The 21,584-nt window shown below is 73.0% G+C and carries 23 protein-coding genes; 6 read left to right on the forward strand and 17 right to left on the reverse strand.

Annotation, left to right across the window (positions count from 1 at the left end):
- Nucleotides 1-13: 13 nt before the first annotated feature.
- The 3 genes from GCE86_RS18825 to GCE86_RS18835 all read right to left on the reverse strand — a co-directional run bounded on the left by GCE86_RS18825 (nt 14) and on the right by GCE86_RS18835 (nt 2,950).
- Nucleotides 14-1,072 (reverse strand): PhoH family protein, encoded by a 1,059-nt coding sequence (locus GCE86_RS18825; RefSeq protein WP_091269927.1) that lies wholly within the window; start codon nt 1,070-1,072, stop codon nt 14-16.
- Between the two features lie 129 nt (nt 1,073-1,201).
- Nucleotides 1,202-2,578 carry a serine hydrolase domain-containing protein gene (locus GCE86_RS18830; protein WP_154228182.1) on the reverse strand — a complete coding sequence of 459 codons (1,377 nt, stop codon included), beginning with the start codon at nt 2,576-2,578 and terminating at the stop codon, nt 1,202-1,204.
- Between the two features lie 21 nt (nt 2,579-2,599).
- Entirely contained in the window at nt 2,600-2,950 is a 351-nt protein-coding gene (locus GCE86_RS18835) for a histidine triad nucleotide-binding protein (RefSeq protein ID WP_091269925.1), read from the reverse strand.
- A 47-nt stretch (nt 2,951-2,997) separates the two neighbouring features.
- Here GCE86_RS18835 and GCE86_RS18840 point away from each other — a divergent pair, with 47 nt between their 5' ends.
- Entirely contained in the window at nt 2,998-3,759 is a 762-nt protein-coding gene (locus tag GCE86_RS18840; protein ID WP_154228183.1) for an SDR family NAD(P)-dependent oxidoreductase, read from the forward strand.
- Between the two features lie 145 nt (nt 3,760-3,904).
- On the opposite strand, the gene GCE86_RS18845 is transcribed toward GCE86_RS18840, so the two are convergent.
- From GCE86_RS18845 to hrcA, 3 genes are all read right to left on the reverse strand, one after another.
- Nucleotides 3,905-4,639, reverse strand: coding sequence for a 16S rRNA (uracil(1498)-N(3))-methyltransferase (locus GCE86_RS18845; protein WP_154228184.1), 735 nt, complete (start codon nt 4,637-4,639; stop codon nt 3,905-3,907).
- A 1-nt stretch (nt 4,640) separates the two neighbouring features.
- A complete protein-coding gene (gene dnaJ / locus GCE86_RS18850) occupies nt 4,641-5,783 on the reverse strand; it encodes a molecular chaperone DnaJ (RefSeq protein ID WP_208818134.1) in 1,143 nt (380 codons plus the stop codon).
- A 74-nt stretch (nt 5,784-5,857) separates the two neighbouring features.
- Nucleotides 5,858-6,880, reverse strand: coding sequence for a heat-inducible transcriptional repressor HrcA (hrcA, locus tag GCE86_RS18855; protein WP_154228186.1), 1,023 nt, complete (start codon nt 6,878-6,880; stop codon nt 5,858-5,860).
- A 230-nt stretch (nt 6,881-7,110) separates the two neighbouring features.
- Here hrcA and GCE86_RS18860 point away from each other — a divergent pair, with 230 nt between their 5' ends.
- Complete coding sequence (locus GCE86_RS18860) at nt 7,111-7,752, forward strand: DUF4870 domain-containing protein (protein WP_154228187.1); 642 nt, start codon at nt 7,111-7,113, stop codon at nt 7,750-7,752.
- A 45-nt stretch (nt 7,753-7,797) separates the two neighbouring features.
- Here the strand turns inward: GCE86_RS18860 and hemW are convergent, their stop codons facing one another.
- Nucleotides 7,798-9,021: a radical SAM family heme chaperone HemW gene (gene hemW / locus GCE86_RS18865; RefSeq protein WP_204342519.1), complete on the reverse strand. Its 1,224-nt coding sequence runs from the start codon at nt 9,019-9,021 to the stop codon at nt 7,798-7,800.
- Nucleotides 9,022-9,040: 19 nt separating this feature from the next.
- On the opposite strand from hemW, the gene GCE86_RS18870 reads away from it, so the two are divergent.
- Nucleotides 9,041-9,826: an enoyl-CoA hydratase-related protein gene (locus GCE86_RS18870; protein ID WP_154228189.1), complete on the forward strand. Its 786-nt coding sequence runs from the start codon at nt 9,041-9,043 to the stop codon at nt 9,824-9,826.
- 121 nt (nt 9,827-9,947) lie between these two features.
- Entirely contained in the window at nt 9,948-10,808 is an 861-nt protein-coding gene (locus GCE86_RS18875) for a hypothetical protein (protein ID WP_208818025.1), read from the forward strand.
- An 8-nt stretch (nt 10,809-10,816) separates the two neighbouring features.
- On the opposite strand, the gene GCE86_RS18880 is transcribed toward GCE86_RS18875, so the two are convergent.
- The 8 genes from GCE86_RS18880 to GCE86_RS18915 all read right to left on the reverse strand — a co-directional run bounded on the left by GCE86_RS18880 (nt 10,817) and on the right by GCE86_RS18915 (nt 18,431).
- Nucleotides 10,817-11,458 (reverse strand): MOSC domain-containing protein, encoded by a 642-nt coding sequence (locus GCE86_RS18880; RefSeq protein ID WP_154228191.1) that lies wholly within the window; start codon nt 11,456-11,458, stop codon nt 10,817-10,819.
- A 70-nt stretch (nt 11,459-11,528) separates the two neighbouring features.
- Nucleotides 11,529-12,359 carry a carbohydrate ABC transporter permease gene (locus tag GCE86_RS18885; protein WP_091269917.1) on the reverse strand — a complete coding sequence of 277 codons (831 nt, stop codon included), beginning with the start codon at nt 12,357-12,359 and terminating at the stop codon, nt 11,529-11,531.
- Nucleotides 12,356-13,342 (reverse strand): carbohydrate ABC transporter permease, encoded by a 987-nt coding sequence (locus tag GCE86_RS18890; protein ID WP_154228192.1) that lies wholly within the window; start codon nt 13,340-13,342, stop codon nt 12,356-12,358. The genes GCE86_RS18885 and GCE86_RS18890 overlap by 4 nt, the downstream gene beginning before the upstream one ends.
- A complete protein-coding gene (locus GCE86_RS18895; protein ID WP_154228193.1) occupies nt 13,339-14,631 on the reverse strand; it encodes a sugar ABC transporter substrate-binding protein in 1,293 nt (430 codons plus the stop codon). Before GCE86_RS18895 ends, GCE86_RS18890 begins: the two co-directional genes overlap by 4 nt.
- A gap of 219 nt (nt 14,632-14,850) precedes the next feature.
- Nucleotides 14,851-15,135: a GlsB/YeaQ/YmgE family stress response membrane protein gene (locus GCE86_RS18900; RefSeq protein ID WP_091269914.1), complete on the reverse strand. Its 285-nt coding sequence runs from the start codon at nt 15,133-15,135 to the stop codon at nt 14,851-14,853.
- 258 nt (nt 15,136-15,393) lie between these two features.
- On the reverse strand, nt 15,394-15,681 hold the full coding sequence (locus GCE86_RS18905; protein ID WP_091269913.1) for a GlsB/YeaQ/YmgE family stress response membrane protein: 288 nt from the start codon (nt 15,679-15,681) through the stop codon (nt 15,394-15,396).
- A 226-nt stretch (nt 15,682-15,907) separates the two neighbouring features.
- The gene (gene lepA, locus GCE86_RS18910) at nt 15,908-17,785 is read right to left on the reverse strand and encodes a translation elongation factor 4 (protein ID WP_154228194.1); all 1,878 of its coding nucleotides are present in this window, start codon (nt 17,783-17,785) and stop codon (nt 15,908-15,910) included.
- Nucleotides 17,786-17,894: 109 nt separating this feature from the next.
- Nucleotides 17,895-18,431 (reverse strand): DUF4240 domain-containing protein, encoded by a 537-nt coding sequence (locus GCE86_RS18915; RefSeq protein WP_154228195.1) that lies wholly within the window; start codon nt 18,429-18,431, stop codon nt 17,895-17,897.
- A gap of 53 nt (nt 18,432-18,484) precedes the next feature.
- On the opposite strand from GCE86_RS18915, the gene GCE86_RS18920 reads away from it, so the two are divergent.
- Entirely contained in the window at nt 18,485-19,465 is a 981-nt protein-coding gene (locus tag GCE86_RS18920; RefSeq protein ID WP_244317017.1) for a phosphotransferase family protein, read from the forward strand.
- Between the two features lie 141 nt (nt 19,466-19,606).
- Nucleotides 19,607-19,873: a 30S ribosomal protein S20 gene (gene rpsT, locus GCE86_RS18925; RefSeq protein WP_154228197.1), complete on the forward strand. Its 267-nt coding sequence runs from the start codon at nt 19,607-19,609 to the stop codon at nt 19,871-19,873.
- A 255-nt stretch (nt 19,874-20,128) separates the two neighbouring features.
- On the opposite strand, the gene GCE86_RS18930 is transcribed toward rpsT, so the two are convergent.
- Nucleotides 20,129-20,590, reverse strand: a complete 462-nt coding sequence (locus GCE86_RS18930) for a hypothetical protein (RefSeq protein ID WP_244317018.1) — start codon at nt 20,588-20,590, stop codon at nt 20,129-20,131.
- A complete protein-coding gene (gene holA, locus GCE86_RS18935; protein WP_154228198.1) occupies nt 20,587-21,567 on the reverse strand; it encodes a DNA polymerase III subunit delta in 981 nt (326 codons plus the stop codon). The genes GCE86_RS18930 and holA overlap by 4 nt, the downstream gene beginning before the upstream one ends.
- Nucleotides 21,568-21,584: the final 17 nt, after the last annotated feature.

The raw sequence follows: 21,584 nt of genomic DNA on the forward strand, positions 1-21,584 counted from the left end.
TTCCTCTGGTGGGTTAGCGGCGCCGGCCGGCCCGGCCGCCCTGGGCGGTCCGCCCGGGCACGGCGTGCACGCTCTGCGCCTGCTGGTTCTCCCGCTCGGCGTCCCAGCGGGCGTACGCGTCGACGATCTCGCCCACCAGCTTGTGGCGGACCACGTCGGAGCTGGAGAGCTGGGCGAAGTGCACGTCCTCGACGTTGCCCAGGATCTCCCGGACCACCCGCAGGCCGCTCGTCGTGCCGCCGGGGAGGTCTACCTGGGTCACGTCACCGGTGACCACGATCTTGGAGTTGAAGCCGAGCCGGGTGAGGAACATCTTCATCTGCTCGGGCGTCGTGTTCTGCGCCTCGTCGAGGATGATGAACGCGTCGTTGAGGGTGCGGCCGCGCATGTACGCCAGCGGCGCCACCTCGATCGTGCCGGCGGCCATCAGCTTCGGGATCGACTCCGGGTCGAGCATGTCGTGCAGCGCGTCGTAGAGCGGGCGCAGGTAGGGGTCGATCTTCTCGTTCAGGGTGCCGGGCAGGAAGCCCAGCCGCTCCCCCGCCTCGACCGCCGGCCGGGTCAGGATGATCCGGTTGACCTGCTTGGCCTGGAGCGCCTGGACGGCCTTGGCCATGGCCAGGTAGGTCTTACCCGTGCCGGCCGGGCCGATGCCGAAGACGATGGTGTGCGCGTCGATGGCGTCGACGTAGCGCTTCTGGCCCAGGGTCTTGGGACGGATGGTGCGGCCGCGCCGGGAGAGGATGTTGAGCGTCAGGACCTCGGCGGGCCGCTCGCTGCCGCCCTGCTCGAGCATGCCGACGGTACGCCGGACGGCGTCAGTGGTCAGGGTCTCGCCTTTCTCGATCAGTTCGAGCAGCTCGCTGAAGAGGCGCTCGGCGAGGGCGTTGTCGGCGGGCGCGCCGGTGATGGTGATCTCATTGCCCCGCACGTGGACGTCACTGTTGACCGAGCGTTCGACGAGCCGCAGGATCTCGTCGCCCGCGCCGAGCAGATTCACCATGATCTTCTGGTCGGGGACCGTGATCCTGGTCTGCACCCGGGGCGGGCCGGGAGGTGGGGTGCCGGTCATAGGTCGGGCCGTCGGGCCCTACGCCACCTGCTCTCGAACTCGGCGCCGGGCCCTGCTGGCGCGGCGGTCGTGACTCCCATCGTATCGGGTCAACACCCGCGGCACCGCGCCCATTTCCGCGCCGGGAGATCAGTCACCGGCGCGGAAGTCGTACCCCTCGAAGGTCTCCTGGTGCCGGGTGAAGCGGTAGGTGGCCCAGTGCATCCGCACCACCGCGCCGCGCTCGTCCCGGGTCAGCCGGAGCAGCTCGCCCACCTCCCGGCCGGCGACCGTGCGGAACACGTCCGGCCGGTCCGGCAGCGGCGCGAACACCGCGGACGGCTTGCCGGCCGGGTCGTCCGCGCCCCGGGCGCGCAGCGCCCCGTCGTGCCAGGAGAAGACGTACTCGAAGCCCTCGCCCCACCACCGGCCGAGCAGGCCGCGCAGGTGCTCCGGGGCGGGCGCGCCGGGCTGCCACGGCTCGATGTCGGCCGGGTCGTGCTCGGCGGCGGCGGCGAGCAGCCGGTGCGGCAGCTCGAAGACCTCCACGCCGGTGCCGGAGGAACCCAGCACGGCGCAGCCCATCGCGCCGGCCGTGCCGTCCCCGCCGCGCCGGCCGTAGACGGCGGCCAGGAAGCCGGGCATCGCGCCGTCGTGCCCCACGTGCAACACCCGCGCCGGCTGCGGCACCAGGATCAGCCCCAGGCCGAACCCGCCGGACCAGAGGGTCTCGTCGGTGGTGGTCAGCGGCCAGCGCATCTCGTCGAGGGTGGCCGGCGCGAGCACGGCGCCGGCCGGGTCCAGCGCGGCCGGGTCGGCCAGGAAGGCCGCCCAGCGCGCCATGTCCGGCGCGGTGCTCCAGAGCTGCGCGGCGGGGGCCACCGCGCCGAAGTCGGTCGGCGGCTCCGGCCGGGCCTCGTCGGAGTACGCGTCGACCAGGAACCCGGTGGCCGCCCGGTCGCCGGGCGTGGGGCCGGTGGCGTTCAGCCCCAGCGGGGCGAGCACCCGCTCGGCCAGCACCTCGGCCCAGGTGCCGCCGCGCAACCGGGCGACCAGCTCGCCGAGCAGGGCCATGCCGAGGTTGGAGTAGTGGTAGCGCCGCCCCGTGGGCAGCACCCGCTCCACCCGGGCCAGGTCGGCGAGCAGCTCGTCGACGCCGGGCGCGCGCAGGCTGTCCCAGACGTCGCCGTGCGGCTCACGCTGCAGGCCCGCGGTGTGCGACAGCAGCCGGCGTACGGTCAGCTCGCCGTGCGCCGGCAGGTCGAGGTGCCGCCCGATCGGGTCGTCCAGGTCGAGCAGCCCCTCGTCCCGGCACTGCATGACCAGCACCGAGGTGAAGGTCTTCGTGACCGAGCCGATCCGGAAGACCGTCTCCGGCGTGAGCGGGGTGTCGTTGCCGGTCCCGCCGACCGCGCAGGTCCAGAGCGGCCGGTCGGCCCGGTGCAGGGCGACCGAGACCGCCGGGATCCGCCCGTGGGCCTGCGCCTGCCGCACCATCCGGCCGAGCCGGTCCTGCACCGTGATCATGGGGCCAGTCTAGGCAGCGGGTCAGCGGCAGAGCATCGGGCCGAGCGGCGCACCGCCGAGCAGGTGCGCGTGCACGTGGAAGACCTCCTGGCCGCCGTACGGGCCGGTGTTGAACATCAGCCGGAAGCCGTCCACCGTCAGCCCCTCCTCCTCGGCCACCACGGCGGCCGTGCCCAGCAGCTCACCGGCCAGCCCCGGGTCACCCTGAGCCAGGGTGGCCACGTCCGCGTAGTGCTCCTTCGTAATCACCAGCACGTGGGTGGGCGCCTTCGGGTCGATGTCCCGGAAGGCCAGCGTGGTGGCGGTCTCGCGGACGATGGTGGCCGGGATCTCCCCGGCGACGATCCGGCAGAACAGGCAGTCGGTTCCCATCGGGGCATGGTAAGTCGTCCCGTACCGGCTGAGGCATGATGTGCCGCGTGACTTCTCGGGCGGTGCTGGTGACGGGAGCCTCGCGGGGCATCGGGCGCGCGGTGGCGCGGGCGTTCGCGGAGGGCGGTGATCGGGTGGCGATCCACCACCGGGACTCCGCCGAGCTGGCCGAGGCGCTGCGGGCGGAACTGCCCGGCGACGGCCACGTCGTGGTCCGCGCCGACCTGGCCGACCCGGACGCGGTCCGGGCCATGGTGGACGAGGCGGCGCAGCTCCTGAGCGGCCTCGACGTGCTGGTCAACAACGCCGGTGTCTACGGCCCGCGGGACCTGCCGCACCCGGTCTTCGGCAACACCTACGACCAGTGGCAGGAGCAGTGGCGCCTGGTGCTGGAGACCAACCTGACCGGCGCCGCGAACGCCACCTGGTGCGCCGCCCAGCACATGCGCGAGCGGGGTGGCCGGATCGTGAACGTGTCGTCCCGGGGCGCCTTCCGGGGCGAGCCGGAGCAGCCCGCGTACGGGGCCAGCAAGGCCGGGCTCAACGCGCTCGGCCAGTCGCTGGCGCTGGCCCTGGCGCCGTACGGCATCGCGGTGGCGACCGTCGCGCCGGGCTTCGTGGCGACCGACATGACCACCACCCACCTCAGCGGCGAGCGGGGCGACGCGATCCGCGCCCAGTCCCCGTTCAACCGGGTGGCCCGCCCCGAGGAGATCGCCGCGGCGGTGCACTGGCTGGCCAGCCCCGAAGCGGAGTGGGCGTCAGGAACGATCGTCGACCTGAACGGCGCCTCCTACCTCCGCACCTGACGAGCCTCCCCCACCCCACCCCACCCCGCCCCGTCGATCATGGAGTTGTGGCGCCCGGTTCGACCCCTTTGCGACCTTCGAGAGCTGCCACAACTCCATGATCGTCCGGCGGAGGGGCGGGGGCGGGGGCGGGGGCGGGGGCGGGTTACCAGCGGGACAGGCGGGTCGACAGGACGCTCAGGGCGGCTACGCCCGCTGTTGAGGTGCGGAGCACTGACGGGCCCAGGCGGACCGGGTGGGCGCCGGCCGCCTCGAAGGCCGTGAGTTCGGTGTCGGTGATGCCGCCCTCGGGGCCCACCACCAGGACGATCTCGCCGGTGTCGGGCAGGGCGGCCGTGGTCAGCCGGTCGCCGGCCTCCTCGTGCAGGACGAACGCGGCGGCCGCACCGGCGATCCGCCGGGTCACCGTGGTGGTGGACTCGTCGGGCGTACCGGCCACCACCGGCAGCCACGGGCGGCGGGCCTGCTTGGCCGCCTCCCGGGCGGTCGCCGACCACTTCTCCCGGGCCCGTACGCCCCGGTCACCGCGCCACTGCGTCACCGAGCGGGACGCCGCCCAGGGGACGATCTCGTCCACCCCGACCTCGGTCATCGCCTGCACGGCCAGCTCGCCCCGGTCGCCCTTGGCGATGCCCTGCACCACGACGAGCCGGGGGACGGGCGCGTCGGCGTACCCCCGGGAGGTGACCCGGAGGTCGAGGGTGCCCCGGCCGACGGCCGTGACCACGGCGCCGGCCGTGCCGCCCCGCCCGTCGGCGAGCAGCAGCTCCTCGCCGACGCGCAGCCGCTGCACGGTGGCCGCGTGGTGCCCCTCCGGGCCGTCCAGCGTCAGCGTGTCACCGGTCGGCAGCGCCTCGACCAGGAACAGCGGCGCCGACACCTCAGGCGTGCCCGTTGAAGGCGTCGCGCATCCGGGAGAAGAAGCCGCCCTGCTTGGTCAGCTCGGCGACCTCCTCGCCACGGGTCTTGGCGAAGTCGCGCAGCATCCGCTCCTGGTCGGCGTCGAGCTTCGTGGGGGTCCGCACGTCGAGGTGGACGTAGAGGTCGCCCCGGCCGGTGCCGCGCAGGTGCGGCACGCCCCGGGCGCGCAGCCGCAGCGTGCTGCCCGGCTGGGTGCCCGCCTTGACGTCGACCGTCTCCTCGCTGTCGAGCGTCTTGATGGTGAGCCGGGTGCCGAGCGCGGCCGCCGTCATGGGCACGGTGACCCGGCAGTGCAGGTCGTCGCCCTTGCGGGAGTAGACGTCGTGCGGCCGCTCGTGGATCTCGACGTAGAGGTCGCCGGCGGTGCCGCCGCCCGGGCCGACCTCGCCCTGCTGGGCCAGCCGGATCCGCATGCCGTCCTCGACGCCCGCCGGGATCTTGACGGTGAGTGAGCGGCGGGTGCGCACCCGGCCGTCGCCCGCGCAGGTCGGGCAGGGGTGCGGGATGGTGGTGCCGTAGCCCTGGCAGACGGTGCACGGCCGGGCGGAGACCACCTGGCCGAGGAAGGTCCGCTGCACCGACTGCACCTCGCCCCGGCCGCCGCACGCCTCGCAGGTGGCCAGGTGGGTGCCGGCCGCGGTGCCCGCGCCGGAGCAGGTGGTGCAGAGCACCGCCGTGTCGACGGTGATCGGCGCCTCGACGCCGAACGCCGTCTCGTTCAGGTCCAGCTCCAGCCGCAGGATCGCGTCGGCGCCCGGCCGGGTGCGCGGCCGGGGACCCCGGCTGCCGCCCGCGGCCCCGCCGAAGAAGGCGTCCATGATGTCCTGGAAGCCGACGAACGGGCCGGCGCCGCCCGGGCCACCCGCACCCGCGCCCCCGCCGCCCGGGGCGAGCGGGTCGCCGCCCAGGTCGACGATCTGCCGTTTCCGATCGTCCGACAGGACCTCGTACGCGGCGTTGATGTCCTTGAACTTCTCCTGTGCCTCCGGGTCCGGATTCACGTCCGGGTGGAACTGCCGCGCCAGCTTGCGGTAGGCGCGCTTGATCTCGTCGTCGGAGGCGTCCCGGCTCACGCCGAGAATGCCGTAGTAGTCCCTGGCCACTGCGTTCGGTGTCCTCATGTTTCGTCTCGCGTTGCGCCGGTCGTCGGCCGGAGCCGGCCGTCGGCCCTGACTGGTCAGTTCTGGGCCAGCAGTTCGCCCACGTAGCGTGCCACGGCCCGCACCGTGGCGATGGTGCCGGGGTAGTCCATCCGGGTCGGGCCGAGCACGCCGAGACCACCCACGATCGTGCTGCCCGGGCCGTACCCGGTGCTGACCACCGAGGCGGCGCGCAGGTTGTCGATCTCGTTCTCGTCGCCGATGAGCACCCGGGTGGTGCTCGGCTCGGCCTCGCCGATCAGCTTGAGCAGCACGACCTCCTCCTCGAGCGCCTCGAGGATCGGACGCAGCGAGCCCTGGAAGTCGAGCAGGCCGCCCCGGGTCAGGTTGGCCGTGCCGGCCAGCGCGATGCGCTCCTCGTGCCGCTCGACCAGCGTCTCGAGCAGGACGCTGGAGAGGGTGGCCATGGCCGGGCGCAGCTGCGGGGTGGACTCGTCGACGAGGGCCTGCACCAGCGGCGGGGTGTCGGACAGCCGGCTGCCGACCAGCTTCTCGTTGACCACCCGGCGCAGGTCGGTCACGTCGTCGGCGGCGACCGGGCCGGGCAGCTCGACCAGCCGCTGCTCGACCCGGCCGGTGTCGGCGATCATGACGACCATCAGCCGGGTGGTGGAGATCGGCACAAGCTCCAGGTGGCGCACCTTGGAGCGGGCCAGGCTCGGGTACTGCACCACGGCGACCTGCCGGGTGAGCTGGGCGAGCAGCCGGACCGTGCGGTGCACCACGTCGTCGAGGTCGACAGCGCCGACCAGGAAGCGCTCGATGGCCCGGCGCTCGGCCGGGCTGAGCGGCTTGACCCGGGACAGCCGGTCGACGAAGAGCCGGTAGCCGCGGTCGGTGGGCACCCGGCCGGCGCTCGTGTGCGGCTGCCGGATGTAGCCCTCCTCCTCCAGCACCGCCATGTCGTTGCGCACGGTCGCCGGGGAGACGCCCAGCTGGTGGCGCTCGACCAGGGCCTTGCTGCCGACCGGCTCCTGCGTGGCGACGTAGTCCTCGACGATCGCGCGCAGCACGGCGAGCTTGCGGTCGTCGAGACCCATCTCCCCACCTCCTGACGCACCTCGTCGCACCGGCGCGGGGCGTCCGCCGGGCGTCTGGCACTCGACTGTAGCGAGTGCCAGTCTACGTCGGCGGGCCCGCCGACGCGATGATCAGCGACGCACCCCCGGTGCGGGCCGCCGCACAGCCGGTCCGCCACGGCCGAACAGCCGGACATCCCGGGCGATCTCGCTCTGGTGCGCCCTTGCCCCCGGGACCTACCGTGACGACCATGACTGAACCTCCTCGCCCTCCCGGAGCGGGGGACTCCGGCGCACCGCCGCCGGAGCCGACCCCGCCGTCGGCGCCGTACGGCTCGCCGTCGGCCGCCGAGCCACCCACCGCACCACTGTCCGGGGCACCGGCGGGGGGCGACTATCCCCCGCCCGGTGGCTATCCGCCGCCTCCCGGCGGCCAGCCGCCGTCGGGCGGCTACCCACCCCCGGGCGGCTACCCCCCGCCGGGCGGCTACGCCCCCACGGGCGCCGGCTACCCGGGCGGCGGCGCCTACGGGCCGCCCGTCGGCTACGCCAACAACGACGACAAGACCTGGGCCCTCGTCGCGCACTTCGGCGGCGCGGCCGGGATGTTCGTCGGCGGCGGCGTGCTGGGCTGGGTCGCCCCGCTGGTCGCCCTGCTCGCCCGCGGCAACCAGTCGCCGACCGTCCGCGCGCACGCGATCGCCGCGCTCAACTTCCAGCTCATCTGGTCGATCATCGCGCTGGTGGGCTGGATCCTCGCCTGCATCCTGATCGGCTTCGTGATCGGTTTCGGCGCGATGATCGTCGGCATCATCTTCGGCATCCTGGCCGGGGTGAAGGCCAACGAGGGGCAGCTCTACCGCTACCCGATGTCGGCCAGCCTGATCAAGTGACCCGCCCCCGGCCGGCTCCCCTTCCCGGGGGGCCGGCCGGTCCGGTCAGGGCAGCAGGTCGCGGACGACCGCGTCGGCGAGCAGCCGGCCGCGCAGGGTGAGCACCGCCCGGCCGGCGGCGTACGCCTCGGCGTCCAGCAGGCCGTCGGCCCGGGCCCGCTCGGCGCCCGCCCGGCCCGCCTCGTCGAGCCCGGACAGGGGCAGGCCGGTGGCGAGCCGCAGCCGCAGCATCACGTCCTCCATGTGCGCCTCGTCCCGCGTGAGCACCTCCCGGGCCAGGCCGGGCGACTCCCCGGCGGCCAGCCGCTGGGCGTACGCCGTCGGGTGCTTGACGTTCCACCAGCGCACCCCGCCGACGTGGCTGTGCGCCCCCGGGCCCAGGCCCCACCAGTCGGCGCCGGTCCAGTAGAGCAGGTTGTGCCGGCACCGGGCCGCGTCGGAGCGGGCCCAGTTGGAGACCTCGTACCAGGAGAAGCCGGCCGCGCCGAGGGCCGCCTCCGCCGCGAGGTAGCGGTCCGCCGCCACGTCGTCACTGGGGTACGGCAGCTCGCCGCGCCGCATCCGGGCGGCCAGCCGGGTGCCGTCCTCCACGATGAGGGCGTACGCGCTGACGTGGTCCACGCCCGCGGCGACCACCTGGTCCAGCGAGGCGGCGAAGTCCTCGGCGCTCTCCCCCGGCGTGCCGTAGATCAGGTCCAGGTTCACGTGGTCGAACCCGGCGTCCCGCGCCTCCAGCGCGGCGGCGGTGGCCCGGCCGGCGCTGTGCTGCCGGTCGAGGATCGCCAGCACCCCGGGCGACGCCGACTGCATGCCCAGCGAGATCCGGGTGTAGCCGGCGGCCCGCAGCGTCTTGAGCGACTCCGGGGTGACCGTCTCGGGGTTGGCCTCGGTGGTCACCTCGGCGCCGGCGGCCAGCCCCCAGGTGCGGTCGATGCCGTCGAGGATCCGGGCCAGGTCGTCGGCCGGGAGCAGGGTGGGGGTGCCCCCGCCCACGAAGACGGTGTCGACGCGGGGCGGCGGGGTGTCGCCCAGCACCCGGCCGGCGAGGGCCAGCTCGGCCAGCACCGTGTCGGCGTACGTCTCGCGGCCGGCACCGCCGCCCAGCTCAGCGGCCGTGTAGGTGTTGAAGTCGCAGTAGCCGCACCGGCTGGCGCAGAACGGGACGTGCACGTACACGCCGAAGCCGCGCGCGCCGACGGCGCGGCGGGCGGCAGCGGGCAGCGCCCCGTCGCGCGGGACGGGTTCGCCTTCTGGAAGGACGCCGGGCATGGCCACTAGTGTGCCCGGCATGACCTCTCCGGACGCTCTCGTGCGGGTCGCCACGGCCCGCGGGGTGACCACCCTCACCCTGGACAGCCCGCACAACCGCAACGCGCTCTCCACCCCGCTGATGACCCAGCTGCTGGCCGGGCTGGCCGCGGCGGTCGCCGACGACGCGGTCCGGGCGATCGTGCTGGACCACACCGGCCCGGTGTTCTGCTCCGGGGCGGACCTCAAGGAGACCGCCGCTGCGTACGCCAGCGGGTCGGTGCCGGCCGGGATGCTGGGCGACGTGCTGGTCGCGGTCCGGGAGTGCCCGAAGCCGGTGCTCGCGCGGGTGGCCGGGCCGGCGCGGGCCGGCGGCCTGGGCCTGATTGCCGCCGCCGACCTGGCGGTCTGCGCCGAGGAGGCCACGTTCGCCTTCACCGAGGTCCGGATCGGGGTGATCCCCGCGGTGATCTCGGCGACCGTGCTGCCGCGGCTGCACCCCCGGGCCGCCGCCGAGCTGTACCTGACCGGCGACACCTTCGACGGCCGGCGGGCCGCCGAGATCGGCCTGGTCACCGCCGCCGTGCCGGCGGACGCGCTGGACGCCGCGGTCGAGCGCTACTGCGCCTCGCTCGTGAAGGGCGCGCCGAAGGCCCTCGCCGGGACCAAGGCGCTGCTGCGCCGGCCGGCCGCCACCGATCTGCGCGCCGAGATCACCGAGTTGGCCGCCCTCTCCACCGGGTACTTCCTGTCCGAGGAGGGCCGGGAGGGCGTCCTCGCGTTCCGGGAGAAGCGGCCCGCGGCCTGGGTACCCGCCGCAGACTGAGGCCGAGGGGCGTCCCCGGACGCGGCGCGTGGCGGGGCGGTGACGGAGCGGGAGCCGTCCGGTCGGCCGACCCGGACACGGGAGTGGGCGACGTACGCTTGGCGGGCTGTCGGGACAGGGGGTGCGGGTGCGAACGCGAGCGGCGATCGTGGCATCGGGTGTGGTGGTGGCGGTGCTGGCCCTGCTCGGCGTGTGGTTCGTCGCGAAGCAGTTCGGGCACCACCTGCGGCTGCCGACGGCCACCCGCACCTGCACCGTCCAGGCCGACGGCGAGGTCGTGCTCGGCGCCGACCAGATGGCCAACGCGGCCACCATCGCGGCCATCGGGGTGCAGCGCGGGATGCCCGAACGGGCCGTCGTGGTGGCGCTGGCGACGGCGTACCAGGAGTCGCACCTGCGCAACATCGCCCACGGCGACCGGGACTCGCTCGGCCTGTTCCAGCAGCGCCCGAGCCAGGGCTGGGGCACCCCCGAGGAGATCCGCGACCCGCGCTACGCGGCGACGAAGTTCTACGCCGCGCTGAAGAAGGTCAGGGGCTGGGAGAAGCTGCGGGTCACCGAGGCCGCCCAGCGGGTGCAGCGGTCGGCCTACCCCGAGGCGTACGAGAAGTGGGCCGACGAGTCGCAGGTGCTCACCCGCGCGCTGCTCGGCAACGCGACCGGAGCGGTGGCGTGCACGGTCGGCCCGACGCCGACGATGCGCGGCCCGGCCGCCGCCAGCGCCCTCATGCAGAGCCTCGCCCTGGACTGGGGGCTGCCGGAGCTGAGCTCGGGCACCGACCTGACCGGGCTCACCGTGCCGGCGGCCGACAGCCGCAACGGCTGGCGGTACGCCCACTGGCTGGTCTCGCACGCCGACGACCACGGCGTGAAGCGGGTCCGCTTCGGCAGCCTGGAATGGACGGCCGAGCAGGGCACCTGGGGCCGGGTGAAGGGTGATCCGACGACCCAGGTGCTGGCCGAGGTCTTCGCCGCGACCTGACCCGCCGATCAGGCGACGGTGCCGAGCCGGCGGCGGACCTTCGCCTGCACCGACTCGGGCAGGTCCGGCACGTCGAGCAGGCGCGGCAGCAGCTCCGGCTCCAGCGTGGTCGCCCGGAACACCTCGCCGATCGTCACCCCGTGCGCCGGCCGGTCGACCACCTCGACGGGATCGCCCGCGCCCACGTCGCCCTCGCGCAGCACCCGCAGGTACGCCCCGGGCGCCCCGTGGACGGTGAACCGCTTGATCAGGTCGGGCATGCCCCAGAACCCGGCGAAGGTGCGGCACGGCGTGCGCGGCTTGGTCACCTGGAGGACGGCGGAGCCGACCGCCCAGCTCTCGCCGATCACGGCGCCCGTCACGTCCACCGCCCAGGTGGTGAGGTTCTCGCCGAAGGCGCCCGGCCGCAGCGTCCGGCCCAGCTCGGCGGCCCACCAGCCGGCGTCCTCCTCGGCGTACGCGTAGACCGCCTGGTCGGGGCCGCCGTGGTGGGCCCGCTCGCCGATGAAGTCGCCGGTGACCCCGCCGAACCGGATCGCCACCCGGCCGTCGACCGGCCGCTTGTCGATGCCGCTGCGTCCGCTCGGGTCGCCCGCCCACTCCGCCTCGGTCACCCCGCCGATGTTCACCGCCGCCAGCCTGCCCGTCATGGCGGCCAGCCTAGGGGCCGCCACCGGGCGCGCGGAAACGGGTTCCTCCCCCCGGCGCCCGGCGGACCGCTCAGCCCTTGACCGCCCCGGCGACCAGGCCGGAGACCATCCGGCGCTGGACCAGCAGGAAGAAGACGACCACCGGCAGCGTGAACAGCGTCGAGGCGGCCATCACCGAACCCCAGGCGGTGTCGTCGCGCCCGAAGAAGAACGTCATGGCCACCGGAAGCGTGTACTTGTGCTGGTCGTTGACGAAGGTCAACGCGAAGATCAGCTCGTTCCAGGCGGTGATGAAGGAGAAGATGCTGGTGGCCACCAGGCCGGGGGCGACCAGCGGGAAGAGCACCTTGCGGAAGGTCTGGGCGCGGCTGGCCCCGTCGATGGCCGCCGCCTCCTCCAGTTCCTTGGGCACCGCGGCCACGAAGCCGCGCAGCATCCACACCGCGAACGGCAGCGAGAAGCCGAGGTACGTCAGGATCAGGCTGGGCAGCGTGTTGTAGAGCCCGAGCCGCTGGATCATCAGGAACAGCGGGATGACCAGCGCCTCCAGCGGGATCATCTGCACCACGAGCAGCAGGATCAGGAAGGTCGTACGGAGCTTGAAGCGGAACCGGGCCACCGCGGTCGCGGCGAGCAGCGCGACCAGCCCGCTCAGCAGCACGGTGGCCACCGCCACCAGGGCGCTGTTCAGGAAGAAGTCCGTGAAGGTCACGCCCGGGATCAGGTTGCCGGTGAGGATCTCCCGGTAGTGCTCCAGGGTCGGCTCCGCCGGCACCGGGCGCGGCGTGGCCGAGAAGATCTCCTTGTTGGGCTTCAGCGAGGTGGCGACCATCCAGTAGACCGGGAAGGCCGCGAAGAGCGCGACCAGCAGGCCGGCGCCGTTGAGGGCGATCTTCTTCACGACTCGTCCTCCTGCCGGAGCACCATGCGGACGTACACGCCGGTCACCACCAGCAGGATCAGGGTGAGGATGACGGCGATCGAGGAGCCCAGGCCGTACTTCGGCGGCGGCGAGAACGCCTCCGCGTACGAGTAGATCGACAGCATGAACGTCGACCGGTCCTGGGTGCCGCCGGCCAGCACGAACTGCTGGGTGAAGACCTTGAAGTCCCAGATCGTGGAGAGCACCACGAGGATGCCGAAGACCGGCCGCAGCATCGGGAAGGTGACGGACCAGAAGACCCGCCACGGGCCGGCCCCGTCCACCCGGGCGGCCTCCTGGAGCTCGCTCGGCACGCTCTTCAGCCCGGCCAGCACGCTGACGGCGATGAACGGGAACGAGTGCCAGACCACCACGAGGGTGAGGATGCCGAAGAAGAGCAGCGGGTCGTTGAACCAGCCGTAGCCGGTCCAGTCGCTGCGCCCGAACAGGGTCGTCGAGAGCCCGTCCGGAAGCTTGTTGAACAGCCAGGTCACCAGGCCGCTGGTGTCGTCGAAGATCCACTTCCAGACGATGGTGCCGGTCAGCGCCGGGGTGGCCCAGGCCAGCATCACGCAGCTCGCCACGAACGTGGCCATCTTCCTGCCGAGCCGGTTGAGCAGCAGCCCGACCAGGGTGCCGAGGATCATGGTGAGCACCACGTTGGCCACGGCGAAGAGCACGGTGTTGCGCAGCACCGTACGGAAGAACGGGTCGCCGAGGATCTGCGCGTAGTTGGCCAGGCCCACCCACGGCCACTCGCGGTCCCCCCGCAACTGCCGGACGCTGTCCAGCTTGTAGAAGGACATCATCACGACCTGGCCGAGCGGCCAGAGCAGCAGCACTCCGATGATGGCCAGGCAGGGCAGGAGCAACAGGTACGGGAGGCGGTCCACGCGGCGGCGCCGCCGCGCGGGGGTCTCCCGCGCGGCGGCCTCGCCGGTGACCTCGGTCAGCGTGGTCACTTGGCGTTGAGGATGCTTTCCATCTCGGTGGCCGCGTCGGCGGTGGCCTTCTCGACCGTCTTCTGGCCCTTGATGACCGAGCTGTTCATGGCCTGGGTGACCGTCTTGGTCCGGCTGACCTCGACCCACTTCGGGGTGAGCGGGGTCAGCTTGGTGTTCTGCATGGTGGTGGCGAACGCGGCCATCACCTTGTCGTTGGCGTAGTTGCCGCCGCCGACCAGGTCCTTGTAGACCGGGAAGAAGTTCAGGCTGCTCGCGAACTCCTGGTCCTTCTGCTTGCTCAGCAGCACGGTCAGGTAGTCCCAGGCCAGGGCCTGCCGCTTGCTGTCCTTCCAGAGGGCGATGTCGGAGCCGCCCGCGAAGGCCGGGGCCGGCTTGCCGTCCGGGCCGGGGATGGGGAACGTGCCCCACACCTTCTCGATATCCGGGTTGTCCTTCTTCATGGCGCCGCCCTGCCAGCTACCGGCGAACGCCATGGCGGCCTTGCCGGTGGCGAACTGGGTGCGGGCGTCGACCTCGTTCCACGCGGCGGCGGCCGGCGGGGCCACCTTGTGCACGGTCACCAGGTCGGTCCAGAACTTGACCGCCTTCTGCGCCTCCGGCGTGTTGTAGCCGGACTTCCAGCTGTCGCCGTCCTTGGTGGCGATCTCCGCGCCGGCCGCCCAGAGGAACGAGTAGAACGGCAGCTCGGAGTTGCCGGGCAGGGCGATGCCGTAGGTGCCCGGCTTCTTGGCCTGGACGGTCTTCGCGGCGGCGACCAGCTCGTCCCAGGTGGTCGGCGGCTTCACGCCCGCCTCGGCGAACCAGTCGGTGCGGTAGTAGATGGCGCGCACGCCGGCGTACCACGGGACGCCGTACTGCTTGCCGTCGAGCTGGGCGTTCTTCACGAGGTCGGGAAGGATGTCCTTGCCCTCGGACCAGCCGTTGAACTTGTCGGTGACGTCGGCGAGGGCCTCCTGCGCCGCCCAGCCCTGCGTCTCGGTGTTGCCCAGCTCGGTGACGTCGGGGCCCTCCCCGCCGGCGAGGGCGGCCTGGAACTTCTTCGGCGCCTCGAGCCAGGGGATGTACTGCACCACGACGTCGGTCTCGGGGTGCTTCTTCTTGAACTCCGCCTCGACGCCGTCGAGGAACTTGGTCTGGGCGTCGCCGCCCTCACCCATCATCCAGACCGTCAGCTTGCTGTTGTCCGCGGCCTTTTCGTCGTCGCCGGAGCCACCGCACCCGGACAGCACCATCGCGGCCGAGGCCACGATGGCGGTGACCGGGGCCAGCCGCTTCCACCTGTTCACGCCATATCTCCCTCGGGGCCGTTTGGCACTAACCTTCTCCGCCGCACCTTAGTAGGAAAATTTCCTTTACAACAGGGGGTACTCGCGGCGGGCGGCCGTGGCGACCGTATCGCAGCCGGAGGCCCGGGCGGCAGGGGTGCCGTCCGGGCAGCTCAGGGAGACGGAAGCGGGCGCCCGACCGGCCGGTCGGGCGCCCGCTTCAGTGCTTCGGCGATGGGGTCAGTAGCGCGAGACGCCGCGGCGGCGACCCACACCGGCCACCAGGGCCACGCCGATGGCGGCGAACAGCACCTGCAGCAGCAGCTCACGCCAGTCGATGCCGGCGGTGTCGGCGAAGCCCGAGGCCCGCGCGACGATGGTGCCCAGCAGCGCGGCGCCGACGCCGATCAGCATGTGCAGCCACATCGGCATGTTCTGGCGGCCCGGGACGACCAGGCGGCCCAGAGCGCCGACGATCAGACCAACGATGAGCGCGGTGATGATGCCCCAAACGGTGAGCTCCACGGTCGCCCTCCTTCTTCTGAATGAGTCACACGATGTCGTGTGGTTCCTGTCGTGACCGCTAAGTGCCCGACCCGCCGAAAATCCAAACCGACTTCGGTGACGAATTGCTCGCAGTGGCCTGAGCTGGGATTTCGGGCCGGATCCGGGCACGCGGAAAGCGGCCGACCGGCCATTTGGCGGCTGACCGCGTTCAATGCCACGAACGCCGGCGGGCGCCCGACCGACCGGTCGGGCGCCCGCCGAGGCGCGAGGAGTGCGTCAGTAGCGCGAGACGCTGCGGCGGCGACCCACGCCGGCCACCAGGGCCACGGCGATGGCGGCCAGCACGACCTGGACCAGCAGCTCCATCCAGTCGATGCCGGAGGTCTCGGTGGCGATGCCCATGGCGCGGGCCAGGACGGTGCCCAGCAGCGCGGCGCCGACGCCGATCAGCATGTGCAGCCAGATCGGCATGTTCTGGCGGCCCGGCACGACCAGGCGGCCCAGCGCGCCCACGATCAGACCAACGACGAGCGCGGTGATGATGCCCCAGACGGTGAGGTCCACGGTCTTCTCCTTCTAAGAGGTTTCACACGGTCTGTGTGGTTCCTGTCGTGACCGGTAAGTTCCCGACCCGCTGAAAACCCAAACCGCACCGCTCGCCGGGGTGCCGCTCGTCCGCCGGTGATCACGCAGGTGGGAGCGGTTCCGGCCGACGCGGAAAAATCTTCCGGAGTACGCGGAACGGCCGGCGCCCGCGCGAGCGGGACGCCGGCCGTTCCGACCGATGGGGCTACTTCTTACCGGGGGCCTTGCCGTCGCCGGAGTCGGAGGAGAGCGCCGCGATGAAGGCCTCCTGCGGGACCTCCACCCGGCCCACCATCTTCATCCGCTTCTTGCCCTCCTTCTGCTTCTCCAGCAGCTTGCGCTTCCGGCTGATGTCACCGCCGTAGCACTTGGCGAGCACGTCCTTGCGGATGGCGCGGATGGTCTCCCGGGCGATCACCCGGCTGCCGATGGCGGCCTGGATGGGCACCTCGAACTGCTGGCGCGGGATGAGCGTGCGCAGCTTCGCCGCGATCGTCGTGCCGTACGTGTAGGCCTTGTCCTTGTGCACGATGGCGCTGAACGCGTCCACCGGCTCGCCGTGCAGCAGGATGTCGACCTTCACGAGGTCGGACGCCTGCTCCCCGGAGGGCTCGTAGTCCAGCGAGGCGTAGCCCTTGGTACGGCTCTTGAGCTGGTCGAAGAAGTCGAAGATGATCTCGGCCAGCGGCAGGGTGTAGCGCAGCTCCACCCGGTCGGCGGAGAGGTAGTCCATGCCGAGCAGGCTGCCCCGGCGGCCCTGGCACAGCTCCATCACCGCGCCCACGTAGTCGTTCGGGGTGAGCACCGTGGCCCGCACCGTCGGCTCGTGCACCTCGGCGATCTTGCCGGTCGGGTACTCGCTCGGGTTGGTCACCACGATCTCCTCGCCGTCCTCCTGGACGGCCCGGTAGACCACGTTCGGCGCCGTCGAGATGAGGTCGAGGTTGAACTCGCGCTCCAGCCGCTCCCGGATGATCTCCAGGTGCAGCAGGCCGAGGAAGCCGCAGCGGAAGCCGAAGCCGAGCGCGCCCGACGTCTCCGGCTCGTAGACCAGGGCGGCGTCGTTGAGCTTGAGCTTGTCCAGCGCCTCACGGAGGTTCGGGTAGTCGGACCCGTCGATCGGGTAGAGGCCCGAGTAGACCATGGGCTTCGGGTCCTTGTAGCCGCCCAGCGCCTCGGTGGCCGGGTTGGCGTTGATGGTGACCGTGTCGCCGACCCGGGACTGGCGGACGTCCTTCACGCCGGTGATCAGGTAGCCCACCTCGCCGACGCCCAGCGCGTCGGCCTTCACCATCTCCGGCGAGATGACACCGATCTCCAGCAGCTCGTGGACGGCGCCCGTGGACATCATCTTGATCCGGTCCCGGGCGCTGATCTTCCCGTCGATCACCCGGACGTAGGTGACCACGCCCCGGTAGACGTCGTAGACCGAGTCGAAGATCATGGCGCGGGCCGGGGCGTCGGCCTTGCCGACCGGCGGCACGAACTGCCGGACGATCTCGTCGAGCAGGTGCGGCACGCCCTCGCCGGTCTTGCCGGAGACCCGGATGCAGTCCGCCGGGTCGCCACCGATCAGGTGGGCCAGCTCCTCGGCGTACTTCTCGGGCTGGGCGGCCGGCAGGTCGATCTTGTTGAGCACCGGGATGATGTGCAGGTCGTTCTCGAGCGCCAGGTAGAGGTTGGCCAGCGTCTGCGCCTCGATGCCCTGCGCGGCGTCGACCAGCAGGATGGCGCCCTCGCAGGCAGCCAGAGAACGGGACACCTCGTAGGTGAAGTCCACGTGGCCCGGGGTGTCGATCATGTTGAGGACCGCGCTCTCGCCGGCCCGGTCGCCCTCGCGGATCGTCCACGGCATCCGGACGGCCTGGCTCTTGATGGTGATGCCGCGCTCGCGCTCGATGTCCATCCGGTCCAGGTACTGCGCGCGCATCTGCCGGGGGTCGACCACGCCGGTGAGCTGCAGCATCCGGTCGGCCAGGGTCGACTTCCCGTGGTCGATGTGAGCGATGATGCAGAAGTTCCTGATGCGCGCCGGGTCGGTGGCACCAGGAGCGTTCGCGCCGGGATCGAGCGTCGGTGGCACAGCGGTCCGTTCTGGTCGGCTGACGTGAGCGGGCCGGCGCGCCGCCGGCCCCCTCTATGCTCCCACGTCGTCCGGGGCGCGCCGGTGCTCCCCCATCACTGCGCGGGCGTCACTCCTCGGGCGGCTCGGTGAAGAGCGCGGCGAGCTTCGGCAGGTGCCGCCGCGCCTCGTCCTCGTCGTCGAAGTCCCAGAAGTCGTTCAGGTCGGGTGCCCGCACCGGATCCCGGTCCGCCGGCAGGTCGGCCGCGGTGGCCTTCCGGTAGGCCTCCCAAGGCACCGCCAGCATGTCCTCGCACTCGAACTCCTCGCCGCTGAGCGCGGCGGCCCGCACCTGCGGCAGCTCGGCCAGGGAGTCCGGGTCGGCGACGGCCCGGGCGAACACCGCCCGGCCCTGGGTCATGAGCCAGCCCCGGAAGTATTCGAAGCCGTCGTCCGAGGCGCCCCCGTTGATCAGGTACGCCGCGCCCCAGAGGTCGACCTTGTAGGAGGCGGCAAGCACCCGCTGCTGGTGGTGGGCGTACCCGACGATCTCCTCCGGGTCCCGCTCGGCGAGCAGGGCGACCGCGCGGGCGGCGACCGCCGCGGGCTCGCCCCCGCCCCCGGCCCGGGCGCTGTCGATCAACTGCCAGAACTCGTCGGTCCTCATGGCCTCGCAGTCTGGCAGAGCACACCGACGTCCCGGTGCGGCAGCATGGGCGGGTGCGCGCGATTTCCCTGCCCCCGGTGCCGTACGAGGCGACGGCGCTCCGGCCCGGCTGGGCCGAGCTGCCGGCCGGGCTGCGGGACGCGCTGGCCGCCCGGCTCGGCGGCGCCCCGGTGACGGTGCGGCCGGCCGGGGCGGGCTTCACCCGGGGCTTCGCCGCCGTCCTCCACGGCCCGGCCGGCGAGCCGGTCTTCGTGAAGGCGGCGCCGCTGGCCGAGCAGCGGCACCTGGTCGACTGGTACGCGCACGAGGCCGCCGTCCTGGCCCGCCTCCCGGCCGGCCTGCCGGTCCCCCGCCCGCGCTGGGCGCTCACCGAGGCCGGCTGGTACGCGCTCGCCCTGGACGCGGTCGACGGGCACACGCCCCGGCTCCCCTGGGAGCCGGCCGAGCTGCACGCCGCCCTCACCGCGTACGCCGAGGTGGCCGCCGCGCTCGCCACGCCGCCCGCGGAGCTCGTCGCGCTCGGGCTCCCGCGCCTCGGTGACCTGGCCCGGGAGGACATCCTCTGGTGGGGCGAGGTGGTCGCGGGCTGCGAACCGGCGCCGGCGCTGCCGCCCTGGGCCCCGCTGCCCGAGCTGGCCGCGCTGGAGTCCCGCCTGCCCGGCTACGCCGACGCCGCTCCCGGCCTGGCCCACTGCGACCTGCGGGTCGACAACCTGCTGCTGGACACCGCCGGCCGGGCCTGGATCTGCGACTGGAACTGGCTGTGCCACGGGCCGGCCTGGTTCGACCTGGTCACCCTGCTGATCACCGGGTACGCCAGCGGCCTCGACGCGGACACCGCCTTCGGCGGTCACCCGGCCGCCGCGGGCGCCCCCGCAGACGCGCTGGACGTGACCCTCGCCGCACTGTCCGGCTACTTCCTCACGAGCGCCGCCGCGGGCCCGTCCACCGCCTCCCCGCACATCCGGGCGCACCAGCGCTGGAGCGGTGAGCAGGCCCTGGCCTGGCTCGCCGCCCGCCAGGGCTGGGCCTGACCCTCCCCTGGCCCTGCCGGCGGATGAGGCGTTTTGGCTCGTCCCGGGGCGACCTGGTAACCTGGCTTTTCGCGCGGCGATGACGCATGCTCGTCGTGCGCGGAAGCAGACCAACCCGAGCTATCAAGACGAGGCTGTCGCGTGGCGAACATCAAGTCCCAGATCAAGCGCAACCGGCAGAACGAGAAGCGCCGGCTGCGTAACAAGTCGGTCAAGTCGTCGCTGAAGACCGCCATCCGGAAGTTCCACGAGGCTGCCGAGGCGGGCGACGCCGAGAAGGCCACCACCCTCATGCGTGAGGCCACCCGCAAGCTGGACAAGGCTGCCAGCAAGGGTGTCATCCACGCCAACCAGGCGGCCAACCGGAAGTCGGCGATCGCCAAGCGCGTCGCCTCGTTCTCTGCCTGACGAGCGCCCTCAGACCTGACCGGAAGCCCCGGGGTACCGCCCCGGGGCTTCCGGCTGTCTGCGTTTCCGTGCGCGGCGGCGGGGCTCCTGGCCGGCGCCTGTCGAGCTGACGTCACGGACGACTCAGGCCTTCGCCCCCGCTCTGAGGACGGGTGAGGTCTGCCGCTGACCCCCGTCGCTCCTGCTGCGGCCCGCTCCTGCGGTGTTCGCCCCTCCGACGGAGGTCACTTCTCCGACGGCCCGCTCCTGCGGTGGTCAGTGGAAGGGGTCGTGCCGGGTCGGGTCCGCCGGGTGCCCGATCTGCCCGGACGGGTCGACGGGGCGGGCAGCCCGCAGCGTCGGCTCGCCGGCCAGCGTCGCCCCGCCCGGCAGCGCCCGGGCCGTGGAGGGCACGCTGGCCCGGCCGACCACCGGCTCGATCTGCCGGCGGAAGCGGTCCCGCTCCTGCTCCGGCACCTGCGCCGCGGTGCGGATCACGATCTCGGCGACCATGTCATTGAGTTTCACCATTGCTGCCACCGCCGCCGGGAGCAGCAGCACCGCCCACCAGGTCACCAGCTCGGCTAGCGCGAGCAGCACGGCCAGCGCCACGGCGCCCTCGAAGAAGAGGAAGCAGAGCACCCCGCCCGGGTTGACGAAACGCAGACCGAGGACCCGGGCGTAGAGCGGCCGGTAGCGCTCCTCGTCCGCGGGGATCGTCGACCACGTTCGGGTCACCGGCCGCCACCCTGCCGCGCCGCGGCCACGGAGAACACCGCCCGCTCCAGCGCGTACGCCCGGTCGTCGGCACCGCCCTTGACCGCGGCGTTGCACTCGGCGGCCACCCGCATGGCCTCCACGAGGCCCTCCGGCGTCCAGCCCCGGCCCTGCCGCTGGGCCCGCTCGATCTTCCACGCCGGCATGCCCAGGCTGCTCGCCAACTGGTACGGGCTGCCCCGCCCGGCCGACGCCACCCGGGCCACGGTGCGCACCCCGTCGGCGAGCGCGTCGGCGATCGGTACGGGGTCGACACCCACGTGCAACGCCCAGCGCAGCGCCTCCAGCGCCCCCGGCACGTCGCCGACCATCGTCGCGTCGGCCACGGTGAAGCCGGACACCTCGACCCGCCCCCGGTAGTAGCGGGACACCGTGTCCGCCCCGATCCGCCCGTCGGTGTCGGCCACGAGCTGGGAGCAGGCGGCGGCCAGCTCGCGCAGGTCGGTGCCCACGGCGGCGATCAGCGTCTCGGCCGCGTCCTCGGTGCACTTGCCGCCGAGGCGGCGGATCTCGTCCCGGACGAAGGCGACCCGCTCCCGGTGGCCCTTGAGCTTCGCCGCCGGCACCACCGTCGCGCCCGCGGCCCGCAGCCCGTCGGCGAACGCCTTGCCCTTGGCGCCGCCCAGGTGCAGCACCACGAGCTGCACGTCCGGGTCCGGGTTCTTCGCGTATCCGAGCAGGGCGGTGACCAGGTCCTTGCGGGCGTCCTGGCCGGAGCGCAGCACGAGCACCCGCCGCCCGCCGAACAGCGACGGGCTGAGCATCTCGGCGATCTCCCCCACCATGAGCGAGCCCGCCTGGTACTCCCGCACGTCCACGTCCGGGTCGACACTGCGGGCCCGGGCGACGGCTTCGGCGACGGCTCGCGTGGCGAGCAGCTCCTCGTCGCCGAGAACGAGCAGAATGGGGGGCAGGCTGGCGGGGGTCACGTCGCCCATATTCGCACGGCCCCCGA

The sequence above is a fragment of the Micromonospora terminaliae genome (genome assembly GCF_009671205.1).
GTDB lineage: Bacteria > Actinomycetota > Actinomycetes > Mycobacteriales > Micromonosporaceae > Micromonospora > Micromonospora terminaliae.

What these genes read in the sequence shown, in the direction of transcription:
- GCE86_RS18825 (WP_091269927.1), bottom strand. Translation starts at nt 1,072, where the DNA reads ATGACCGGCACCCCACCTCCCGGCCCGCCCCGGGTGCAGACCAGGATC.
- GCE86_RS18830 (WP_154228182.1), bottom strand. Translation starts at nt 2,578, where the DNA reads ATGATCACGGTGCAGGACCGGCTCGGCCGGATGGTGCGGCAGGCGCAG.
- GCE86_RS18835 (WP_091269925.1), bottom strand. Translation starts at nt 2,950, where the DNA reads ATGGGAACCGACTGCCTGTTCTGCCGGATCGTCGCCGGGGAGATCCCG.
- hrcA (WP_154228186.1), bottom strand. Translation starts at nt 6,880, where the DNA reads ATGGGTCTCGACGACCGCAAGCTCGCCGTGCTGCGCGCGATCGTCGAG.
- GCE86_RS18860 (WP_154228187.1), top strand. Translation starts at nt 7,111, where the DNA reads ATGACTGAACCTCCTCGCCCTCCCGGAGCGGGGGACTCCGGCGCACCG.
- hemW (WP_204342519.1), bottom strand. Translation starts at nt 9,021, where the DNA reads ATGCCCGGCGTCCTTCCAGAAGGCGAACCCGTCCCGCGCGACGGGGCG.
- GCE86_RS18870 (WP_154228189.1), top strand. Translation starts at nt 9,041, where the DNA reads ATGACCTCTCCGGACGCTCTCGTGCGGGTCGCCACGGCCCGCGGGGTG.
- GCE86_RS18880 (WP_154228191.1), bottom strand. Translation starts at nt 11,458, where the DNA reads ATGACGGGCAGGCTGGCGGCGGTGAACATCGGCGGGGTGACCGAGGCG.
- GCE86_RS18915 (WP_154228195.1), bottom strand. Translation starts at nt 18,431, where the DNA reads ATGAGGACCGACGAGTTCTGGCAGTTGATCGACAGCGCCCGGGCCGGG.
- holA (WP_154228198.1), bottom strand. Translation starts at nt 21,567, where the DNA reads ATGGGCGACGTGACCCCCGCCAGCCTGCCCCCCATTCTGCTCGTTCTC.